Below are 20065 nucleotides of genomic sequence, written 5' to 3' on the forward strand. Positions count from 1 at the left end.
TGCCCTCGTCATGGCTTTCGGCGCTTCGCCGGCCATGGCCGACGACACCGTCACCATCGCCGTGGCTTCTCCCTTCACCGGCCCCGCCGCCGCTTACGGAGACAACATCAAGGCCGGCGTGTCCATGAAGGTCGCCGAGATCAACGAGGCCGGCGGCATCAACGGCAAGCAGGTCGAAGTGGAGTGGATGGACGAAAAGTGCGACCCGCGCGAGGCCGCCACCGTCGCCCCCAAGATCGCCCAGAACAAGGACATCGTCGGCGTGGTGGGCCATCTGTGTTCCTCCGCCCATCTGGCCGCTCTGCCCACCTACACGCGCGCCGGGGTGCCCGCCATCTCGCCCACAGCCACCAACGTCACCATTTCCGAGAAGAACACCGACCGCCGCGGCCGCGTGTGGGGCTTCCGCAACGTCTACCGCGACGACTTCCAGGGCCAGTTCCTGGCCAACTACGTCAAGGACGTCCTTGGCCTGGAAAAGATCGCTGTGTTCCATGAGAACAACGACTACGGCATCGGCCTCAAGGACGCCTTCATGGGCGAGGCCGAGAAGATCGACCTGGATATCGTGGGCGTCGAAGCCTACATCAAGGGTGCCCAGGACTTTACCCCGCAGCTGACCAAGCTCAAGAACGAGAATCCCGACGGCCTTTTCATCGCCGGGTATTACGGCGAGGGCGCTCTCATCGCCTCCCAGGCCAACATGCTGGGCCTGGACGTGGTCAAGTTTGGCGCCGACGGCCTGGACAACGCCGACTACATCAACCTTGCCGACACAGCCGCCAACAACACGTACATGACCGTGCCCTTCCTGGCCGCCGCCGCCGGTCCCCAGGCCCAGGAGTTCATCAAGGAGTTCGAGAAGGAACAGGGCCGCTCCCTGGACTGGATGAGTGCCAACGCCTATGACGCCGCCGGGCTGCTGCTGCAGGCCGTGGCCGAGGTGGGCGAGGACCGCGAGGAAATCCGTGACTACCTCATCTCCATCGACAGCCCCGAAGAGGCCTACGAAGGCGTGACCGGCAAGACCTACTTCAACGAGCAGGGCGACTCCCAGAAGTCCGCCTACGTGAAGATGGTCAAGGACGAGGAGTTCGTGCCCGCGCCCAAGCAAATGAATTAAGCCTAAGCCTGATCCGATCCGATTCGGGAGGGGAAACAGGCTGGATTCGTCCAGCCTGTTTCTTTTTCCCGTGAAGCCATCCCCCAATCCAAAGCGAGCGACCCGTGCTTGAACAGCAACTCATAAACGGACTCACCCTGGGCGTGATATACGCCATGATCGCGGTGGGCTATACCATGGTCTACGGGGTAATCGAGCTGATCAACTTCGCCCACGGCGAAATCTTCATGCTCGGCGCCTTTTTCTGCATGACCTTCATTACCGTTTTCGGCGTGCCGTTCTATCTGGCCATTTTCCTGGCCATGTGCTGCTGCGCGGTGTGCGGCGTGCTGTTGGACATCATCGCCTACCGGCCATTGCGCAACTCGCCACGACTAGCGGCGCTCATAACGGCCATAGGCATGTCCATTTTCTTGCAGAACCTAGCCCTGATGATCTGGGGCAGCCGCCCCCGTCCGTTCCCCAAGGACGCGCTTCCGGAGTTTTTTTCCCAGACAGCCCTCACCTTCGGCGACGTCAAGCTGACCTGGCTGCAACTCTTCATCTTCGCCGTGACCATCGCCATGATGGTCGGCCTGAACCTGATCATCACCAAGACCAAGGCGGGCACCGCCATGCGTGCCCTGGCCCAGAACAAGCAGGCCGCCGCGCTGATGGGCATCAACGTCAACCGCATCATTTCCTTCACCTTCATCCTCGGTTCCTCCATGGGCGCCGTGGCCGGGGTGCTGGTCAGCGTATTCTACAACACCATGTACCCCATGATGGGCTACACAGCGGGCGTCAAAGCCTTCGCAGCCGCGGTGTTGGGCGGAATCGGCTCGGTGCCCGGAGCCATGATCGGCGGGGTCATCCTCGGCGTGGCCGAGGCGCTGGGCGCTGGCTATGTTTCCTCGCTGTATCGCGACGGCGTGGCCTACGCCATCATGATCGCGGTCATCCTTTTCCGTCCCTCGGGCATCCTGGGGCGCTTGGTGGGGGATAAGGCATGAGCCGCGGCAACCTCATCAAGCTGGCGGCGGCCGCGATCCTGCTGACCTTCCCCATGACCGGCTTCGCTTCTGACTACCTGCTGCACGTGCTGACTCTGATCATGGTCTACATGGTCCTGGCCATGGGACTGAACATCGTGCCGGGCTTCTGCGGCCTGCTGGACCTCGGTTTCGTGGGGTTCTACGGCATCGGCGCGTACACCGCCGGACTGCTGACCATCAACTACGGGCTCTCCATGTGGATGCTTGTTCCGCTGGCCGCGCTCAACGGCGCGGTCTGGGGCATCCTGCTCGGCGCGCCCACCCTGCGGCTCACGGGCGACTACTTCGCCATCGTCACATTCGGCTTCTCGGAACTGGTGGTCCTGTTCCTGACCAACGAGATATGGCTGACCCGAGGCCCCCTGGGCCTGCCCGGCATCGAACCGGCCTCCATCGACCTCTCCTGGCTGTCCACCATGATCAACCCCGACTGGGACTGGTACTACGAGTTCTACGGTGAGACGCCATACTTCTATTTGGCCATCGCCATGGTGCTGGGCGTCTACTTCATGATGCGACGGCTAGAGGACTCACGGCTGGGCCGGGCCTGGTACGCCATACGCGAGGACCCGCTGGCCGCGGCCTCCTCCGGCATCAACATCCTCAACTACAAGGTCATCGCTTTCGCCATCTCGGCTGGAATCGGTGCCCTGGCGGGCTGTTTCTTCGCCCGCTGGACCCTGTTCCTCTCGCCGGACATGTTCAAGTTCTGGGAGTCGTTCCTGGTGCTGTGCATGGTGGTGCTCGGCGGGCTGGGCAACATCAACGGCGCGCTGGTGGGGGCCACCGTGCTCATCGCCCTGGGCGAGGTGCTGCGCGGCGTGCTGCCCACGCTGGGCCTGCCCGCGGAGACGCGCTTCATGGCCTACGGCCTGATCATGGTCCTCATCATGCGGTTCCGTCCGGCCGGGTTCATCCCCAAGATCGCCGACGCCTCGCTGAAGAATCCCATCATCATCAAGCTCAAGCGTGAGCTGAAGGCCAAGGGGGCGCTGTCGTGAGCCAGCCGCTTCTGCGGGTCGATTCCGTGTCCAAGCGCTTCGGCGGGCTGCTGGCCCTGGCCGAGGTCTCCTTCGACGTCATGCCCGACCGCATTCTGGGCCTCATCGGACCCAACGGCGCGGGCAAGACCACCATCTTCAACTGCATCGCCGGGGTGCTCAAACCCACCTCCGGCGATCTCCTCTTCGACACCGGCCGCGACGTGCGCCGCACCAACGGCTACAAGCCGGAGAAGATGACCGAACTGGGGGTCTCGCGCACTTTTCAGAACATCCGGCTCTTCTCGGAACTGAGCGTGCTGGACAACGTGCGCATCGGCCGTCACTGCCGCACGCGGTGCAACTTCCTGTCCTCGGTGTTCCGAACCCAAAAGCAGAAGGACGAAGAGCAGGAAATTGTGGACAGGGCCATGGCCTGGCTGCGGTTCGTGGGGCTGGAATCCAAGGCTTTCCACCAGTCCACCGCCCTGGCCTACGGTGACCAGCGCCGCCTGGAGATAGCCCGGGCGCTGTCCACGGAGCCCCGCCTGTTGCTGCTGGACGAACCGGCCGCAGGCATGAACCCCTATGAAACCAAGGCCCTGGTGGACCTCATCCACGCCATCATGGACCAGGGCGTGACCGTGGTTCTCATAGAGCACGACATGAAGCTGGTCATGCAGATTTGCGAACACCTGGTGGTGCTGGACCACGGGGCCAAGATCGCCGAGGGCGGCCCGCGCGACATCAGGGAGAACCCGCAGGTCATCGAAGCCTATCTGGGCAGGGGGGCGGCCGATGCTTGAGCTGTCCGAAATCCGCACCTTCTACGGAAACATCGAGGCGCTCAAGGGCATCAGCCTCACTGTGGAGCGGGGCGAGATCGTGACCCTCATCGGGGCCAACGGCGCGGGCAAGTCCACCACCCTCATGTCCATCTCCGGCATGACCCCGCCGCGCACCGGCAGAATCACCTTCGAGGGGCGCGACATCACCCGCACCCCCTCGGACAAGATCGTCGCCGCAGGCGTGACCCAGGTTCCCGAGGGACGGATGATCTTCCCCGGCCTGTCGGTCAAGGAGAACCTCCTCATGGGGTCCTATTTACGCAAGGACAAAAGGGCTGTAGCCAAGGACGAGGAGCACGTCTACGAGCTGTTTCCCATCCTGCAGGAGCGGCGGCGGCAGATGGGTGGCACCCTCTCCGGCGGCGAGCAGCAGATGCTGGCCATCGGCCGGGCGCTCATGTCCCGTCCCAAGCTGCTGCTTTTGGACGAACCATCCCTCGGCCTGGCCCCCATCGTGGTGGAGAACATTTTCGAGGTCATTCAGCGAATCAACGAAGAAGACGGCACCACCATCATGCTGGTCGAGCAGAACGCCCAGATGGCACTCACCGTCGCCAACCGGGCCTATGTTCTGGAGACGGGCGAGGTGACTATCTCCGGCGATTCGAGAAAGTTGCTGAACGACCCCAGGGTCCAGTCCGCCTACCTGGGCGTGGACTAAAGAAAGGGAGAAACCATGACCCCTGATGAAAAGATCGCGTACGAAGGGTTGACGTTCGACGACGTGCTGCTGCTTCCGGCCTACTCCGAAGTGCTGCCGGATTCCGTGGACGTGTCCACCAGCCTGACCCCCGCCATCTCCCTCAACGTGCCCCTGCTCTCGGCGGCAATGGACACGGTCACGGAGTCGGAAATGGCCATCGCCATGGCCCGCCAGGGCGGCGTGGGCGTGGTGCACAAGAACATGCCCATTGAATATCAGTGCTACGAGGTGGAGAAGGTCAAGAAGAGCGAGTCGGGCATGATCCACGATCCCGTGACCATCGAGCCGGAGTATTCCGTGGGGCGCGCCCTGGAGCTTATGGCCGAGTACCGCATTTCCGGTCTGCCCGTGGTCAAGGACGACGAGTTGGTGGGCATCCTCACCAACCGCGACGTGCGCTTCGTGACCGACATGTCCACCCCGGTCTCCGAACTGATGACCGCCAAGAACCTGGTTACGGTGCCCGAAGGGACGTCACTGGATCAGGCCAAGCAGCACCTGCACGCCAACCGTATCGAGAAGCTCCTGGTGGTCGACGACCGCAAACGGCTCAGGGGACTCATCACCATCAAGGACATCGAGAAGAAGGGCAAGTATCCCAGTTCCTGCAAGGACGACAAGGGACGCTTGCGCGTGGGCGCGGCCATAGGGGTTGGCGGCGACCGCGACAAGCGCGCCGCCGCGCTCATCGAGGAAGGGGTGGACTTCCTGGTGCTGGACTCCGCCCACGGCCATACCCGCAACGTGATCGAGTCGGTGCGTGCGGTCAAATCCGCCCACCCCACCTGCCAGCTCATCGCGGGCAACGTGGCCACCTACGAGGGCGCCAAGCACCTGCTGGAGGCCGGTGCGGACACCGTCAAGGTGGGTATCGGGCCCGGTTCCATCTGCACCACCCGCATTGTGGCCGGCTGCGGCGTGCCCCAGGTCACGGCCATCATGGACGCCGTACGCGCCGCCAGGAAGTATGACGCCTGCGTCATCGCCGACGGGGGCATCAAGTACTCCGGCGACGTGGTCAAGGCGCTGGCCTGCGGGGCCGACTGCTGCATGATGGGGTCGATACTGGCCGGTACCGAGGAGAGCCCGGGGGAGACCATTCTTTACCAGGGCCGCACCTACAAGGCCTACAGAGGCATGGGCTCGGTGGACGCCATGAAGGAAGGCAGCCGCGACCGCTATTTCCAGGAGAAGTCCAAGAAGCTGGTGCCGGAAGGCGTTGTTGGCCGCGTCCCTTACAAGGGGCCAGTGGCCGACACCCTCTACCAGTTGGTTGGCGGACTGCGCTCCGGCATGGGCTACACCGGCTGCGCGAACATCGGCGAACTCAAGGACAAGTCCCGCTTCGTGCGCATTTCCCTGGCCGGGCTGCGCGAATCCCACGTCCACGACGTCAGCATCACCAAGGAATCGCCCAACTACCGGGTGGAGTCCTACTAGCCCCTTGCGCCCGAACAAGGCCACGGGTACAACACAGCGGAATCCGGGTATCTCATGGAACACCACGACAAGGTCGTCATTCTCGACTTCGGCTCCCAGTACACACAGCTCATCGCCAGACGGGTGCGCGAGGCCGGGGTCTATTCCGAAATCGTTCCCTGCACCATCCCTCTGGATGAACTGAAGGCGCACGATCCCAAGGCGGTCATCCTTTCGGGCGGCCCGGCCAGCGTGCTGGAGGACGACTCCCCGGGCGTTGACGACGGCGTTTTCGCGCTGGGCGTGCCGGTGCTGGGCATTTGTTACGGCATGCAGATCATGGCGCACCACCTGTGCGGACGCATCACCCAGGCCACGGACCGGGAATACGGCCGCGCCGACCTGGACGTTGTGGACCCCGGCTTGCTGCTGGACGGCCTGCGCACCGACGAGGGGCACAAGGTCTGGATGTCGCATGGCGACCATGTGGAGGCCGCACCCGAGGGGTTCAAGGTGCTGGCCAAGACAGGCTCCCTGGACGTGGCCGCCATGTCCGACCCGGCACGCAAGCTCTACGCCCTGCAGTTCCATCCAGAGGTGGCCCACACCGACGACGGCGAAATCATCCTGCGCAATTTCCTCTTCAAGATCGCCCAGGTGAAGCCGGGCTGGACCATGGCTTCTTTCGTGGACCACACCACGGCCGAGCTTCGCGAGGCGGTGGGCGACGCCGGGGTGGTCTGCGGCCTGTCCGGCGGCATCGACTCCACCGTGGTGGCGCTTCTGCTGCACAAGGCCATCGGCAAGCAGCTCACCTGCATCTTCGTGGACAACGGACTGCTGCGCCACCAGGAGCGCGAAGAGGTCATCGGCTACCTGGATGAGCACTTCGATCTCAATCTGGTGGTGGTGGACGCCCGCGAACGCTTCCTCTCCAAGCTCACCGGTGTTTCCGACCCCGAGGAAAAGCGCCGCATCATCGGCTACACCTTCATCGACGTCTTCGAGGAGGAAGCCAACAAGCTGGATGGAGTCAAGTACTTGGCCCAGGGCACGCTCTACCCGGACGTCATCGAGTCTGTCTCCTTCAAGGGCGGGCCTTCGGCCGTTATCAAGAGCCACCACAACGTGGGCGGCCTGCCGGAGAAGATGAACCTGGACCTGGTGGAACCCCTGCGCGAACTGTTCAAGGACGAGGTGCGCAAGGTGGCTGTGGAGTTGGGGCTGCCGGACTACATCATCTGGCGGCACCCCTTTCCCGGCCCCGGGCTGGCCATCCGCATCATCGGGGAGATTTCCCCGGAGCGGCTGGAGGTCTTGCGCCAGTCCGACCGCATCGTTCAGCAGGAGCTGCGCGCTTCGGGGTGGTACCAGAAGGTCTGGCAGGGGTTCGCCGTGCTCCTGCCGCTGAAGACCGTGGGCGTCATGGGCGACGATCGCACCTACGAGTCCGTGGTGGCCCTGCGGGTGGTTGACTCCCTGGACGCCATGACGGCCGACTGGACGCGGCTGCCGCCGGACCTAGTGGCCCGCATCTCCAACCGCATCATCAACGAGGTGCGGGGGGTCAACCGGGTGGTCCTGGATGTCTCCTCCAAACCGCCAAGCACCATCGAGTGGGAATAAGCCGTGTTCGGCATCGGCCAGTTCGAACTGCTTCTCGTCGTTGTGGTCGCCCTCATCGTCATCGGGCCGCAAAAGCTGCCCGAGATGATGCGCACCATCGGCAAGGGATTCGCTGAATTCAAGCGGGTCTCTTCTGACGTCAAGGACACTTTCAACGCCGAAGTGGAGCGGGCCGAGCGCGACGACCGCGATAAGCGGCGCAAGGAGCGCGAAAAGCAGGCCGAGTCCATTGGCGGGGAGCAGGCGGAGTCTTCCGGGCCCAAGGCCGAGGACTCCTTCCGCAAGATCGGTTCCGCCGAAGCCGAGGAATGGCGGGCGGAGGAATCCGCCGAAGCCAAGGCCGATTCCGGTCAAGCCGCTCCCGAGGGCTTCACCGAGATCGAGACGGGAACGCGGACCGCTGAACGGGAAGCCGGAGAGAGTGGCGGCGAAACCCCGGACGAGGGCAAGGACTCCGGGAAAAACGCATGAGTTCCGTATCCAGCGACCCCAGGGAGGAGGAACGCGCCGGGGAAGGTGACACCGGCCGCGAGGAACCCCGGGACGACTCCCCGGAAGGTGGAGAGCCCGCCGGGGGAACCGGTTCGGATGAGTCCGCCCCCGCTCGGGAGTATCCCGAAGATCCCTCTGATTACGAGGACTCCGGGGAATCCGCGGGTGAATCCGATCAATCTGGCGCGTCCCGGGATGCAGGTGGCTCCGGTGACGAGGAAGGCTCATCCGGCGGCGGCGATGACGGGGGAGATGACTCCGACGGGGCCATGATCCAGGCCGGTGCCGGCAGCCCCCCCGACTTCCCCACGGACGGCTCCGGTTCGTCCGCCTCCGGCGATGGCGGCGACGGCGGCGACGGTGATGATGGAGAGGAGGACGAGGAGGAAGACCTCGGCTCCATGCCGCTGGTCGAACATCTCAAGGACCTGCGCAACCGCATGGTCCGCATCGTCATCGCCGTGGTGGTGGGCTTTCTGGCGAGTTGGGCCTTCCGCAAGCGCATCCTCGACGTCATCATGGAGCCCATGAAGAAGGTGCTGGATGCGTCGGAAGAGGGTTCGACCTTCATCTACACCTATCCTGCCGAGGCTTTCTTCACCGAGGTCAAGGCCTGCGTGCTGGCCGGAATCCTTCTCACCAGCCCCTATATTTTCTACCAATTCTGGCGCTTCATCGCTCCCGGCCTCTACCGGCACGAGAGGCTCTGGGTTGCGCCCATCGCTCTCATAACGGCCGCCTTCTTCGCCGCCGGCGCTCTTTTCGGCTACCTGGTGGTCTTTCCCTTCGGCTTCGAGTTTTTCGCCGGGTTCATGACCCCGTATCTCAAGTTCCTGCCCGCCTACTCGGCCTACTTCAGCTTCGCGGTCAAGTTGCTCATCGCCTTCGGGCTGGTCTTCGAGATGCCCATCTTCGTTTTCTTCCTGGCCCGCATGGGCCTGGTCACGGCCGCGGGAATGCGCAAGTACCGCAAGTACGCCATCCTCTGCATCTTCCTGCTGGGCGCGGTTCTCACGCCGCCCGACCCCATCTCCCAGTTGGCCATGGCCGGACCATTGATCATCCTCTACGAGGTCAGCATTTACGTGGCCAAGGCTTTCGGCAGAAGAAAACGCGGCGAGCAGAGCGAACAGCCCGAGGAAGAGGGGCAGAACGCGTGACCGCGAGCCGGTCATGGGTTACACCGGAACAGGAGGCACAATGAGCGAACGCACCGCTGAACTCGCGCGGACCACCTCCGAGACGTCCATCCGGGCCGAGTTGCGCCTGGACGGCTCGGGCGAGGTCCACGTGGACACCGGCTTTCCCTTCGCCGACCACATGCTCACCTTGCTGGCCTTCTGGGGCGGCTTCGACCTACGCCTGACCTGCGACGGCGACCTGGACGTTGACGCCCACCATAGCCTGGAGGACGTGGGGCTGGTGCTGGGCCAGTGCTTCGCCGAGGCCCTGGGCGACAAGTCGGGCATAGAACGGACGGCTTTGGCCAAGGTGCCCATGGACGAGGCCCTGACCGAAGTGGTGGTGGACATCTCCGGGCGCCCCTACTTCGTCTACAGCGAAAACGTCCTGCCGCCGGTCATCGCCGGCGAGGAAAAGGACGTATGGCGCGAGTTCCTCAAGTCCTTCGCCTTCAAGGCGGCCATCAATCTGCACGTGCGTTTCGAATACGGAGACAATGGACACCATCTGCTGGAGTCGGCCTTCAAGGGGCTGGGCCTGGCCCTGGGGCGGGCCGCCGCCGTGACTCGGCAGGGGGTACGCAGCACCAAGGGGAGTCTGGATTGATGCGCTTTTCCATGCGACGACTGACCATTCTGCTGGCCGTTCTGGCCCTGACCCTGGCCGTGGGCTGCCAGCGCAAGCCCCAGGCCCCCAAGCAGGGGCTCGGCCCGGGCGCGGAACTGGCCGTGGCCGGGTTCAGCAACCCCCGCCACGAGTGGGAGATGCTGGCCAGCTGCCCCCTGGACGAATGCAACATCGTGGAGCCCGCGGTGCTACAGGACCTGACCAGGGCTCTGACCACCAAGCTGCAGCAGCGCGAGCGCAACTTCATTCCCCCCAGTGTGGTGCGGCAGTGCCAGGAACTGGTGCGTTTCGAGGAGACAGCCGGGTCGCCGCAGTCCCGAGCCCTGCAGTACTGGCTGGAAGTCGGTAGCTGTGTGCCCGCCTCGTACATCATGGTTCCCCAGCTCATGTTCTACCGCGAGCGCGAGGGGGGCGAGTGGGGGGCCAAGGAGCCCGCCAGCGTGAAGGCCTATTTCTATCTCATCGACGTCCAGCGCGGCACCATCGTCCGCCGGTCGCACTTCGACGAAACCCAGAAGTCCCTCTCCGAGAACGTGCTTGACGCGGGCACTTTCTTCGAGCGAGGCGGCAAGTGGGTGTCCGCGAAACAGCTGGCCACGGACGCCATTCACCGCGCCGTAGTGGAGCTTGGCCTGTGATTCTTTTTCCCGCCGTGGACATCAAGGGCGGCCGTTGCGTGCGGCTGCGGCAAGGCAAGAAGGACGACGTCACCGTTTTCTCAACCGACCCCGCGGCCCAGGCCAGAATCTGGGCGGACCAGGGGGCGGAGTTCCTTCACGTGGTCGATCTTGACGGCGCTTTCGACGGCAAGCCGGTCAACTTCGACCTTGTGCGCACCATCTGCCACCAGCTCGATGTGCCGGTGCAGCTCGGCGGCGGCATCCGCGACCTGCACACCGCCAAGAATTACATCCAGGCCGGTGTGGAGCGCATCATCATCGGCACCATGGCCCTGGAGGAGCCGGACCGCTTCGCGGAACTGTGCCGGGAGTTGCCCGGCAAGGTCGGCGTCTCCCTGGACGCCGAGGACGGCCGCCTCAAGACCAAAGGCTGGGTGGCCGAGTCGGAACACAGGGTGGAGGATGTCCTGCCGCGGCTCGAGGGCCTCGGGGTGCCCTTCATCATTTATACGGACATCTCCCGCGACGGCATGGGCAAGGGAGTGAACTTTCCGGCCCTGGAGCGTCTTTGCCAGGCGACCTCCATCCCGGTCATCGCCGCGGGCGGCGTGACCACCATGGAAGACGTCAAGGCGCTGGAGCCCCTGTCCGCCAAGGGGCTGGAAGGGGCCATCACCGGCCGGGCCATTTACGAGGGCAGCCTGGACTTCCAGGAGGCCGTGGCCTGGCTCAAGTCGCAACGATGACGGGAGGCGCCATGGACATCACGGTCAAGGGCATGAGCTGCCAGCACTGCGTGGCTTCGGTGAAGGAGGCTTTGGGCAACCTGGACGGAGTGGCTTCGGTGGACGTGGATCTGGAATCCGGCCGCGTGCGCATCGAGGAGAGGTCCCCGGTCAGCCCGGAGTTGGTCAAGAAGACCATCGAGGGCATCGGTTTCGAGGTGACCGGGTAGTCGCTTTTCCGCCCGCCTCCGGATAAGAAAAAGCGCCCGGCTGGTCGAGACCAGCCGGGCGCTTTTTCTTTCCGTATTCAGGGGCGTCAGCGATCATCCCCGTCCGGCAGAATGAGGTTGAGGACTACACCCAGGATACCTGCCAGGCCGATGCCGCCCAGGCGGAAGGAGGTGCCGGGGAAGGGCAGGGACATGCCGCCCACGCCCATGATCACGATAAGGGCCACGATGACCATGTTGCGGGGTTTCATCAGATCTTGCCCGGCCCGCACCAGGGAGTTGATGCCCACCACCATGATGGTGCCGAAAAGCAGAACCATGATGCCGCCCATGACCGGCGCGGGAATGGTTTGCAGCAGCGCGCCCAACTTGCCCACGAAGGCCAGCAGCACGGCGGCGATGGCCGCCCAGGTCATGACCGCGGGGTTGAACACCTTGGTCAGGGCCACCGCGCCCGTGACCTCGGAGTAGGTGGTGTTGGGGGGGCCGCCCAGCATGGAGGCCAGCACCGTGGCCAGGCCGTCGCCCAGGAGGGTGTTCTTGATCCCCGGCTTTTCCAGGTAGTTCTTGCGGGTCACGGAACTGATGGCCAGCATGTCGCCAAAATGCTCAATGGCCGGGGCAATGGCCACCGGCATGATGTAGAGGATGGCCTGCCAGTTCCACTCCGGAGCCACGAAGTTGGGCATTTGGAACCAAGCCGCCTCGTTCAGCTTGGTGAAGTCCACCGCGCCGAAGGCCAGGGAAAGCACGTAGCCCACCACGATGCCCACGAAAATGGGGATGAGCTTGAAAATGCCCCGCCCCAGGATGGAGGTCAGCACGGTGGCCGCCAGTGCGGTGAGGGAGAGGATGAGGGCTTGTCCTTCGTCCATCAGCCGCGCTGAGCCGTCCCCGGTCATGCCTGTGGCCATGTTTACGGCCACCGGCGCCAGGATGAGGCCGATGACCATGATCACCGGGCCGACCACGATGGGCGGCAGCAGCCGCTCCATGACGCCCTGGCCGAAGGCCCGCACCAAAAAGCTGATGAGCACGTAGAGCACGCCGGCCGCGGCCAGTCCGCACAGGGTGCCTGGGATGCCCCAGGTGTTCACTCCCTCGATGATGGGCGCGATGAAGGCGAAGGAAGAGGCCAGAAAGACTGGGACCGAGCCGCGCGTGACGATCTGGAAGATGAGGGTGCCCGCCCCGGCGGTGAACAGGGCCACGCTGGGGTCCAGCCCGGTGAGCAGGGGCACCAGCACCAGGGCGCCGAAGGCGACGAAGAGCATTTGCGCGCCCAGCAGGGCGTTGCCGGGCCTGAGCCGGTATTCCGTGGAATGCGGGTCCATGCGAGCCTCCTGCGGTTACTTGGTGCCGAAGATCTTGTCCCCGGCGTCGCCCAGCCCGGGAAGGATGTATCCGTGTTCATTGAGGCGCTCGTCCACCGAGGCGGTGTAGACCTCAACGTCGGGGTGGCGATTGGTCAGCTTGTCCAGTCCCTCGGGCGCTGCCACCAGGAAGAGCCCCTTGATGGAGGTGCAGCCCGCTTCCTTGAGCATGTCGATGGTGGCCAGCAGCGTGCCGCCGGTGGCCAGCATGGGGTCGAGAATGAGCGCGGTGCGCTTGTCGATCTCGTTGGCCAGCTTGACGTAGTACTGCACCGGCTTCAGCGTTTCCTCGTTGCGGTAGAAGCCCACCACCGAGACCTTGGCTCCGGGCACCATGTCCAGCACCCCGTCCATCATGCCCAGGCCGGCGCGCAGGATGGGCACCACCGTGACCTTCTTGCCGATAATGCGCTCCACCTCCACCGGGCCGGCCCAGCCCTCCACAGTGCAGGTTTCTGTCTGGAAGTCCTTGGTGGCCTCATAGGTCAGCAGGCGGGCTACCTCGTTGGCCAGGGATCGAAACTGTTTGGTGGAGAGGTCGTCGCGGCGCAGGATTCCCAGCTTGTGACGGACCAGAGGGTGATCGACCACTGTGACGGGCACGGTCGCCTCCTTGCTGGATGGTGTGGCGGGGGGCGCACCGGCCCTGGCCCGCGGAAGCGGCTTGGTTGTAAACGGACCGCCGGGGGTGGTCAAGGCCGCCCCGGAAGTCCGGAGCTGGCGGGCTTTGCCATCTAGTTGGCGGCAGGGTATGATGATAGGTTGGAGAGACGAAACGCATGGTCAACGAAATAGAAGATACCGAGCTCCTCTTCATGGGGGAGGTCCCCCCGGAAGCGGATGGCAGCAGGCTGGACGCCTTTCTCGGCGAGCGGCTGTCCGGTTCCGGTATATCCCGCTCCCGCATCCAGGGCTTCATCCGCCAGGGGCTGGCCCTGGTGGACGGCCGCGACCCCGGCAAGCCCAGGGAGCGGCTGGCCGCCGGGCAGCGTGTGGAACTCTACGGACCGGGCGAGGAGGGGGCGGTGAACCCCTCGTCGGGCGAGTTGAACATCCTCCACAGCGACGAGGACGTGGCCGTGGTCATCAAGCCCGCCGGGTTGACCGTTCATCCGGCGCCCGGCGTGGAAGGGGAGACCCTGGTGGCCAGGCTGGTCCACCACTTCCCCGGCATCGCCTCCCTGGACCCGTCCAGGCCCGGCATCGTGCACCGGCTGGACAAGGACACCTCCGGCCTCATGCTGGTGGCCCTCAACGAGGAGGCCAGGCTGCGGCTGGCCGGGGACTTCGCCGCCAGGCTGGTGGACAAGGTCTATCTCTGTTTGGTGCACGGCGCGCCGGGCGAGGGCAGCGTGGACATGCCCATCGGCCGCGACCCCTCCAACCCCACCCGCATGACCGTGGCCTTTTCCGGCGGGCGCGAGGCGCGCAGCGACTACCGGCCGCTATGGGTTTCCGAGGGCGGGGCCTTCAGCCTGCTGGCGGTCAAGATACACACCGGCCGCACCCACCAGATACGCGTCCACCTCAGCCACTTGGGACATCCGCTGGTGGGCGACCCTCTCTATGGACCGCGCGAGGCGGCCGAGCTGGCCCGCACCCACCCCCGAGTGGCCCGCCTGGCCGCGAGGCAAATGCTCCACGCCGCCTACATCTCATTCCGCCACCCCGGCGACGGGGAGCGAATGGCCTTCTTCGCTCCACCCCCCAAGGATTTCACCCGCCTGCCCCTGCACATGAACCGGAGCGCGCAGCGCGTGGGCGTGGTGGGGCTGCCGGGAAGCGGCAAGTCCGCCCTGTGCGCCATCTGGCGCGAGCGCGGCGTGCCGGTATTCAGCGCGGACGAGTCCGTGGCCCGGCAGTACCTGCCCGGCTCGGACGGCTGGCGGCTGCTGCGCGGGCGCTACGGCGACCGGTTCGTGCCGGAGGAGGACGAGCCGGTGGACCGCGCGGCGCTGTTTCGGGCCATGATGGATGAGCCCGCCCTGCGCCGCGAGGTGGAGGGCATGATTCATCCCCTGGTGCGGCACGACATGGACGGGTTCTTCCGGGAGCACGCGGACGGCCGCATGGCCGTAGCCGAGATTCCACTGCTGTTTGAGGCGGGCTGGGGCGGGAGCATGGACGCCGTGGTCTGCGTGGACGCTCCCGATGGAGAACGCCGCCGCCGGCTCGCGGACCGGGGCGTGCCCCCTGAGCGTGTGGAGGGGCTGGACTCCTGGCAATGGAGCCGGGAGGAGAAGATCGCCGCCTCCTCGGTGGTGGTCTCCAACAGCGCCGGACTGGACGAACTGGACGCCTGCGCGCGCGAGGCCCTGGAGGACCTGCGCCGCTTGCGCGCGGCCCGGGTGCGGGAGTTCGCCGGCTCCCTGGAGCCGCTTTTCCGGGGCCACGGGCTGCCCTTCCTCGAGGAGAAAGGTGCTTGATCCCGCTCAAGGACAGCATCCCCAACGTGCACCGTCCCTGGACGGTCTACGTCCTTCTGGGATGCAACTCCCTCACCTTCCTCTTCGAGCTGCTGCTGCATCCCAAGGCGCGGATGCACTTCATCCAGCTCTTCGGGGTCATCCCGGAACGCTACTTCGGCGGACAGGCCTCCTGGACCGGCGATCCCCTTTTGGACGCCGTGCCCTTCCTGGCGTACATGTTTCTGCACAGCGGCTGGATGCATTTTCTGCTGAACATGTGGGTCTTGTGGATCTTCGCGGACAACGTGGAGGACGTCATGGGCCACGGCCGCTTCGCGGCCTTCTATGTGGCCTGCGGCCTGTTGGCGGTATTCGGCCACATGCTGCTCAACACCCAGTCACAGGTGCCGGTCATCGGCGCCTCCGGGGCCATCGCCGGGGTCATGGGGGCCTATTTCCTCCTTTACCCCCACGGCCGGGTGCTGACCCTCATTCCCATTTTTTTCTTCCCCTACATCGTGGAGCTTCCCGCCGTGCTGTTCCTGGGGCTGTGGTTCGTGCTGCAGTTCCTTTCCGGCATGGCCCAGGGCGCGGGGGGAAGTGGGGCCGGAGTGGCGTTCTGGGCACACGCGGTGGGATTCGTGGCGGGAATGTTGCTTCTCCCCCTGTTCCGAAGGCGTGAGCGGTGTTATTATTGCTATAATAAAGATAGGAAAAGATACGAACGGGAGGCTTCCTGACCCACCCGGGCCGGGTGCCGATGCGCGAATACCGGCGCAAGGGCTTGATTCGGAGCGAGGGGAGGGGTATCCCGATTCTTTCCCAAGCCGACAGGCAAAGCGAGGAGCACCCAATGCTGCAAATCGAGAATCTACACGTCAAAATCGGTGAGACCGAAGTCCTCAAGGGCCTCGATCTGACCATCAAAGACGGCGAGACCTTCATCCTCTTCGGACCCAACGGCTCCGGCAAGACCAGCCTGCTCATGACCCTCATGGGCTTCGCCGGGTACGAAGTCACCAAGGGCAAGATCGTCTACAACGGCGAGGACATCACCTCCATGTCCACGGACGAGCGCGCCAGGCGGGGCATCGGCATGTCCTTCCAGCGCCCGCCCACCATTCATGGTTTGCCCACCCGCAAGCTGGTGCAACTGGCCGCACGCGACCCGGACGCGGACATCGAGGCCTTGGCGGCCAAGGTGAACATGACCCACCTGCTGGACCGCGACGTCAACGCCGGGCTCTCCGGCGGCGAGATCAAGCGCAGCGAGCTGCTTATGCTCATGGCGCAGGACCCCGGCCTGGTGCTCTTCGACGAGCCCGAGTCCGGCGTGGACCTGGAGAACATGGCCCTCATCGGCGGCGCTGTGCGGGAGATGCTCCAGGGCGAGTCCAAGCCCCGCCCGGACAAGACCCTGCAGGAGCTGAAGAAGGCCGAGGCGACTTCCGGCCTGATCATCACCCACACCGGCTACATCCTGGACTACGTCAACGCCGACCGGGGCCAGGTGCTTTACAACGGCGTGCTGTGCTGCGAGGCCCGCCCCCGCGACATTCTGGAGCACATCCGCAATTACGGATACCAGGAATGCGTCCGTTGCCTGGAACAGTCCGTCCCCGCATAAGGAGAGCGCAATGAAGGAAGTCGACCTCAAACAATACGAGTTCACGGGCCACGAATCCGGCCTGCTGCAGGATCTGCGCACCCTCGATGAGGAAGACCGCGAGCAGCTCATCATGAGCGGCGTGGATGTGGAGGAGGCGGGCCGTTCCGGTTCCTTCCTGCACATGGACCACTCCGGCGCCTACTCCAAGAGCCTGCACGAAGGCGTGGAGGTGCTGGACATCAAGGACGCCCTCAAGCTGTACGACGGCCTGCCGGAATACTTCTGGAAGCTGGTGCCCAGGGACAAGGACGAATACACCAAGCAGGCCGACGAGGTGCTGCACGGCGGCTACTTCATCCGCGCCAAGAAGGGCGTCAAGGTGCCCGAACCGGTGCAGTCCTGCCTCTTCATCAAGTCCAACAAGGCCGGGCAGAGCGTCCACAACATTATCATCGTGGAAGAGGACGCCGAACTGCACATCATCACCGGTTGCGCCGTGTCCAAGCACACCCACGACTCGGTGCACATCGGCATCTCCGAGTTCTACGTGAAAAAGGGCGGCAAGCTGACCTTCACCATGGTCCACAACTGGGGCGAAAGCGTCTCCGTGGTGCCCCGCTCCGCGGGTGTTGTGGAGGAGGGCGGCCAGTTCCTGAACAACTACGTGCTGCTCAAACCGGTCAAGTACCTGCAAATGTACCCTTCCATCCGGCTGGCGGGAGCGGACAGCCTGGCCCGCTTCAACTCCGTCATCGTGGCCCCGCACGGGTCGCACCTGGACATGGGCAACCGGGTCGTAATGGACGCCCCGGACACCCGCTGCGAGATCGTCGCCCGTACCATCACCACGGGCGGCCACATCATCAACCGCGGCCACATCCAGGGCAACCACGTTCCCGCCCGGGGCCACCTGGAGTGCAAGGGCCTTATCCTGGGCGAGGGCGTCATCCACGCCATCCCCGAACTGGAAGGCACCGTGGAGGGCGTCGAGCTCTCCCACGAGGCTGCCGTGGGCAAGATCGCCCAGGAGGAGATCGAGTATCTCATGGCCCGGGGCCTGGACGAGGAGGAGGCTACCTCCACCATCGTGCGCGGCTTCCTCAACGTGGACATCATGGGGCTGCCGGACAAGCTCAACGCGGCCATCAACCAGACCATCGAGGAATCCGAAAAGGACATGTTCTAAATACGCCAAGACGCCCCCGGTTGCTTCGTTGCTCCGGAGCGGGCAAACCCTCGCGTACGCCATTGTACAGCGCTGCTCTCTGTATCCGTAAGGGCTCGTTCCTCGCCCAGCGGCTCCAGGGCGTCGGTCTTGCCCGCTCCTCGCGCCTCGCACTCGGGGGCGTCTTGGCGTTTTTCTCGCCTTTCGCAGAGGCCTTCGGCTGCTTCGGTTTACTGCAGCGCCTTGTGCGCTTTTGCAGGGGTTCTTTTTCGCATCGTATAGGTCCGTTTTTCGACAACGGTTTTAAGGGAGCCTCGCCCCTGGCTCGCGGAGGTATCCGGAGATATTCCCGGTAAGTCCTTTTCAGAAGTGCACTGGACTGGGGTGCCGGACTTGTCAGTGAGGAATTCGAGGCCTAGTTTCCCACTTGGAGCCGCGCATGGACGATTTACTCGAAAAACTGAACGCCGAAGCCTGCACTGGACCGAGGCCCGCGGACGACGCGCCCTGCTGAGGCCCGCGTTTCGAGATTCCGCCGGAGGCGGAAGGAGAAGGCGCGGGGCTGCGGCCGTTGCATAGCGTGCGGGGCTGGTTGCGCACGCCGGCGGGGCTGGTTCCCAGGCTGGCCACCGGCGCGGATTGGCGCGGCCGTGTGGAGAATTTGGCCCTGCTGCTGGGGCACAGGCGCGGCACCGCCCGCATCCCGCCCGGGCTGTACGCCGTGGGCCGGCCTGACGCGGACAGCCCGGTGCTGGTGACATGCAACTACCCGCTGACGGCCAACGTCATGCGTCGCCGCCTGGGTGGCGTGGACGCCTGGGTGCTGGTCATCGAGACCCTGGGCGTGAACGTCTGGTGCGCCGCGGGCAAAGGCACCTTCTCCACCGAGGAGGTGGCCGCGCGCATCGCATCCGCGGGCCTGGACAAGGTCGTCTCCCACCGCAAGGTCATCCTGCCGCAGCTGGCCGCGCCCGGAGTGGCCGCGCGCGAGATAAAGCGGCTCACCGGCTTCGAGGCCGTCTTCGGGCCCATCCGCGCCGCCGACCTCCCCGCCTACCTCCAGGCGGGCATGCGGGCCGAGCCGCACATGCGGCGCGAAACCTTCCCCCTGTCCGAGCGGCTGGCCGTGGCCCTGGTGGAAGTCCATAACAACCGCGCCACCTTCCTCTGGGCCCTGCCAATACTGTTTTTGCTGGGCGGCCTCGGCCCGGGCGTCTTCTCCCTCTCCCGCGCCGCCGAGTGAGGCGGCGCGGCCGTCGCGGCTTTCCTGACGGCCTTTTTGGGCGGCAACTTCCTGGTTTCGGCGCTTTTGCCCTGGCTGCCGTTCCGCGCTTTTTCGGCCAAGGGGCTGTTGACCGGCACTGTCATCGGGCTGCTCTGGGCCGTGGGCCTCCAGTCCGGCTGGCCCGCCACCGGGGCGCTGGTGTTCGGATGCGCGGCGGTGGCTTCCTGGTTCGCCATGCACTTCACCGGGTCCACCAGCTTCACCTCGCCATCCGGCGTGGAAAAGGAAATGCGGCGCTACATGCCCGTGCAGGCCGCTTGCCTGCTGGCGGCCCTGGTTCTGTGGATGGTCGCGGCTTTCGGAGGGGGAGCATGAGCGAATTGCGCTATCTGGAAAACGTGGTCAGCCTGGATTTGGACCGCGAGGCGTGCATCGGCTGCGGCATGTGTTTGACCGTCTGTCCGCGCGGAGTCTTTCGCCTGAAGGACGGCAAGGCGGAATACGCCGACCGCGACGCCTGCATCGAATGCGGCGGCTGCGCCCAAAACTGTCCGGTGGAGGCCATCGCGGTCAAGCCGGGCGCGGGCTGCGCCACCCTTATCCTCAACGGCTGGCTGGGCCGTTCCACCAAGGACTGCTGCTGACTGCCCGGACTGGCCCCGCGCGTCCGGCCGTG

The 20065-nt window shown here is 64.9% G+C and carries 22 protein-coding genes; 20 read left to right on the forward strand and 2 right to left on the reverse strand.

The window, feature by feature from the left end; translation table 11 throughout:
• Positions 1–34 precede the first annotated feature (34 nt).
• The 13 genes from N911_RS0103015 to N911_RS0103075 all read left to right on the forward strand — a co-directional run bounded on the left by N911_RS0103015 (position 35) and on the right by N911_RS0103075 (position 11609).
• On the forward strand, positions 35–1123 hold the full coding sequence (locus N911_RS0103015; RefSeq protein WP_237559876.1) for an ABC transporter substrate-binding protein: 1089 nt from the start codon (positions 35–37) through the stop codon (positions 1121–1123).
• 104 nt (positions 1124–1227) lie between these two features.
• Complete coding sequence (locus N911_RS0103020; protein ID WP_029894211.1) at positions 1228–2115, forward strand: branched-chain amino acid ABC transporter permease; 888 nt, start codon at positions 1228–1230, stop codon at positions 2113–2115.
• Positions 2112–3158 (forward strand): branched-chain amino acid ABC transporter permease, encoded by a 1047-nt coding sequence (locus N911_RS0103025; RefSeq protein WP_029894213.1) that lies wholly within the window; start codon positions 2112–2114, stop codon positions 3156–3158. Before N911_RS0103020 ends, N911_RS0103025 begins: the two co-directional genes overlap by 4 nt.
• Positions 3155–3943, forward strand: a complete 789-nt coding sequence (locus N911_RS0103030) for an ABC transporter ATP-binding protein (RefSeq protein ID WP_029894215.1) — start codon at positions 3155–3157, stop codon at positions 3941–3943. Before N911_RS0103025 ends, N911_RS0103030 begins: the two co-directional genes overlap by 4 nt.
• Positions 3936–4646 carry an ABC transporter ATP-binding protein gene (locus N911_RS0103035; RefSeq protein WP_029894217.1) on the forward strand — a complete coding sequence of 237 codons (711 nt, stop codon included), beginning with the start codon at positions 3936–3938 and terminating at the stop codon, positions 4644–4646. Before N911_RS0103030 ends, N911_RS0103035 begins: the two co-directional genes overlap by 8 nt.
• A 15-nt stretch (positions 4647–4661) precedes the next feature.
• Positions 4662–6128, forward strand: coding sequence for an IMP dehydrogenase (gene guaB / locus N911_RS0103040; protein WP_029894219.1), 1467 nt, complete (start codon positions 4662–4664; stop codon positions 6126–6128).
• A gap of 54 nt (positions 6129–6182) precedes the next feature.
• Complete coding sequence (guaA, locus tag N911_RS0103045) at positions 6183–7733, forward strand: glutamine-hydrolyzing GMP synthase (RefSeq protein WP_029894221.1); 1551 nt, start codon at positions 6183–6185, stop codon at positions 7731–7733.
• A 3-nt stretch (positions 7734–7736) separates the two neighbouring features.
• Entirely contained in the window at positions 7737–8204 is a 468-nt protein-coding gene (gene tatB, locus N911_RS17335) for a Sec-independent protein translocase protein TatB (RefSeq protein ID WP_081859034.1), read from the forward strand.
• Positions 8201–9385, forward strand: a complete 1185-nt coding sequence (tatC, locus tag N911_RS16560) for a twin-arginine translocase subunit TatC (protein ID WP_035104271.1) — start codon at positions 8201–8203, stop codon at positions 9383–9385. Before tatB ends, tatC begins: the two co-directional genes overlap by 4 nt.
• A 40-nt stretch (positions 9386–9425) precedes the next feature.
• On the forward strand, positions 9426–10013 hold the full coding sequence (gene hisB / locus N911_RS0103060; protein WP_029894226.1) for an imidazoleglycerol-phosphate dehydratase HisB: 588 nt from the start codon (positions 9426–9428) through the stop codon (positions 10011–10013).
• Between the two features lie 11 nt (positions 10014–10024).
• Positions 10025–10672, forward strand: a complete 648-nt coding sequence (locus N911_RS0103065; RefSeq protein WP_051694291.1) for a hypothetical protein — start codon at positions 10025–10027, stop codon at positions 10670–10672.
• Positions 10669–11400, forward strand: a complete 732-nt coding sequence (gene hisA, locus N911_RS0103070) for a 1-(5-phosphoribosyl)-5-[(5-phosphoribosylamino)methylideneamino]imidazole-4-carboxamide isomerase (RefSeq protein WP_029894228.1) — start codon at positions 10669–10671, stop codon at positions 11398–11400. The genes N911_RS0103065 and hisA overlap by 4 nt, the downstream gene beginning before the upstream one ends.
• Before the next feature lie 11 nt (positions 11401–11411).
• Positions 11412–11609 (forward strand): heavy-metal-associated domain-containing protein, encoded by a 198-nt coding sequence (locus tag N911_RS0103075; protein WP_237559877.1) that lies wholly within the window; start codon positions 11412–11414, stop codon positions 11607–11609.
• A gap of 86 nt (positions 11610–11695) precedes the next feature.
• Here the strand turns inward: N911_RS0103075 and N911_RS0103080 are convergent, their stop codons facing one another.
• Entirely contained in the window at positions 11696–12943 is a 1248-nt protein-coding gene (locus N911_RS0103080; protein ID WP_029894230.1) for a uracil-xanthine permease family protein, read from the reverse strand.
• A 15-nt stretch (positions 12944–12958) separates the two neighbouring features.
• Positions 12959–13585: a uracil phosphoribosyltransferase gene (upp, locus tag N911_RS0103085; RefSeq protein ID WP_029894233.1), complete on the reverse strand. Its 627-nt coding sequence runs from the start codon at positions 13583–13585 to the stop codon at positions 12959–12961.
• 176 nt (positions 13586–13761) lie between these two features.
• On the opposite strand from upp, the gene coaE reads away from it, so the two are divergent.
• From coaE to hgcB, 7 genes are all read left to right on the forward strand, one after another.
• Positions 13762–15408 (forward strand): dephospho-CoA kinase, encoded by a 1647-nt coding sequence (gene coaE, locus N911_RS0103090; RefSeq protein WP_035104274.1) that lies wholly within the window; start codon positions 13762–13764, stop codon positions 15406–15408.
• Positions 15405–16130, forward strand: coding sequence for a rhomboid family intramembrane serine protease (locus tag N911_RS0103095; RefSeq protein ID WP_029894236.1), 726 nt, complete (start codon positions 15405–15407; stop codon positions 16128–16130). The genes coaE and N911_RS0103095 overlap by 4 nt, the downstream gene beginning before the upstream one ends.
• A gap of 113 nt (positions 16131–16243) precedes the next feature.
• Entirely contained in the window at positions 16244–17017 is a 774-nt protein-coding gene (locus tag N911_RS0103100; protein WP_029894239.1) for an ABC transporter ATP-binding protein, read from the forward strand.
• Positions 17018–17027: 10 nt separating this feature from the next.
• A complete protein-coding gene (locus N911_RS0103105) occupies positions 17028–18185 on the forward strand; it encodes a SufB/SufD family protein (RefSeq protein WP_029894241.1) in 1158 nt (385 codons plus the stop codon).
• A gap of 571 nt (positions 18186–18756) precedes the next feature.
• The gene (locus tag N911_RS18715; RefSeq protein ID WP_237559878.1) at positions 18757–19407 is read left to right on the forward strand and encodes a hypothetical protein; all 651 of its coding nucleotides are present in this window, start codon (positions 18757–18759) and stop codon (positions 19405–19407) included.
• Positions 19408–19443: 36 nt separating this feature from the next.
• Positions 19444–19764: a hypothetical protein gene (locus N911_RS18720; RefSeq protein WP_237559879.1), complete on the forward strand. Its 321-nt coding sequence runs from the start codon at positions 19444–19446 to the stop codon at positions 19762–19764.
• On the forward strand, positions 19761–20033 hold the full coding sequence (gene hgcB / locus N911_RS0103115; RefSeq protein WP_029894243.1) for a mercury methylation ferredoxin HgcB: 273 nt from the start codon (positions 19761–19763) through the stop codon (positions 20031–20033). Before N911_RS18720 ends, hgcB begins: the two co-directional genes overlap by 4 nt.
• Positions 20034–20065 lie beyond the last annotated feature (32 nt).

This window comes from Desulfohalovibrio reitneri (assembly GCF_000711295.1).
In the GTDB taxonomy this organism is placed as follows: Bacteria; Desulfobacterota; Desulfovibrionia; order Desulfovibrionales; family Desulfovibrionaceae; genus Desulfohalovibrio; species Desulfohalovibrio reitneri.

What these genes read in the sequence shown, in the direction of transcription:
- guaB (WP_029894219.1), top strand. Translation starts at nt 4,662, where the DNA reads ATGACCCCTGATGAAAAGATCGCGTACGAAGGGTTGACGTTCGACGAC.
- N911_RS0103065 (WP_051694291.1), top strand. Translation starts at nt 10,025, where the DNA reads ATGCGACGACTGACCATTCTGCTGGCCGTTCTGGCCCTGACCCTGGCC.
- N911_RS0103075 (WP_237559877.1), top strand. Translation starts at nt 11,412, where the DNA reads ATGGACATCACGGTCAAGGGCATGAGCTGCCAGCACTGCGTGGCTTCG.
- hgcB (WP_029894243.1), top strand. Translation starts at nt 19,761, where the DNA reads ATGAGCGAATTGCGCTATCTGGAAAACGTGGTCAGCCTGGATTTGGAC.
- N911_RS0103035 (WP_029894217.1), top strand. Translation starts at nt 3,936, where the DNA reads ATGCTTGAGCTGTCCGAAATCCGCACCTTCTACGGAAACATCGAGGCG.
- hisB (WP_029894226.1), top strand. Translation starts at nt 9,426, where the DNA reads ATGAGCGAACGCACCGCTGAACTCGCGCGGACCACCTCCGAGACGTCC.
- guaA (WP_029894221.1), top strand. Translation starts at nt 6,183, where the DNA reads ATGGAACACCACGACAAGGTCGTCATTCTCGACTTCGGCTCCCAGTAC.
- coaE (WP_035104274.1), top strand. Translation starts at nt 13,762, where the DNA reads ATGGTCAACGAAATAGAAGATACCGAGCTCCTCTTCATGGGGGAGGTC.
- N911_RS0103105 (WP_029894241.1), top strand. Translation starts at nt 17,028, where the DNA reads ATGAAGGAAGTCGACCTCAAACAATACGAGTTCACGGGCCACGAATCC.
- N911_RS0103025 (WP_029894213.1), top strand. Translation starts at nt 2,112, where the DNA reads ATGAGCCGCGGCAACCTCATCAAGCTGGCGGCGGCCGCGATCCTGCTG.
- tatC (WP_035104271.1), top strand. Translation starts at nt 8,201, where the DNA reads ATGAGTTCCGTATCCAGCGACCCCAGGGAGGAGGAACGCGCCGGGGAA.
- N911_RS0103100 (WP_029894239.1), top strand. Translation starts at nt 16,244, where the DNA reads ATGCTGCAAATCGAGAATCTACACGTCAAAATCGGTGAGACCGAAGTC.
- N911_RS0103015 (WP_237559876.1), top strand. Translation starts at nt 35, where the DNA reads ATGGCCGACGACACCGTCACCATCGCCGTGGCTTCTCCCTTCACCGGC.
- N911_RS0103080 (WP_029894230.1), bottom strand. Translation starts at nt 12,943, where the DNA reads ATGGACCCGCATTCCACGGAATACCGGCTCAGGCCCGGCAACGCCCTG.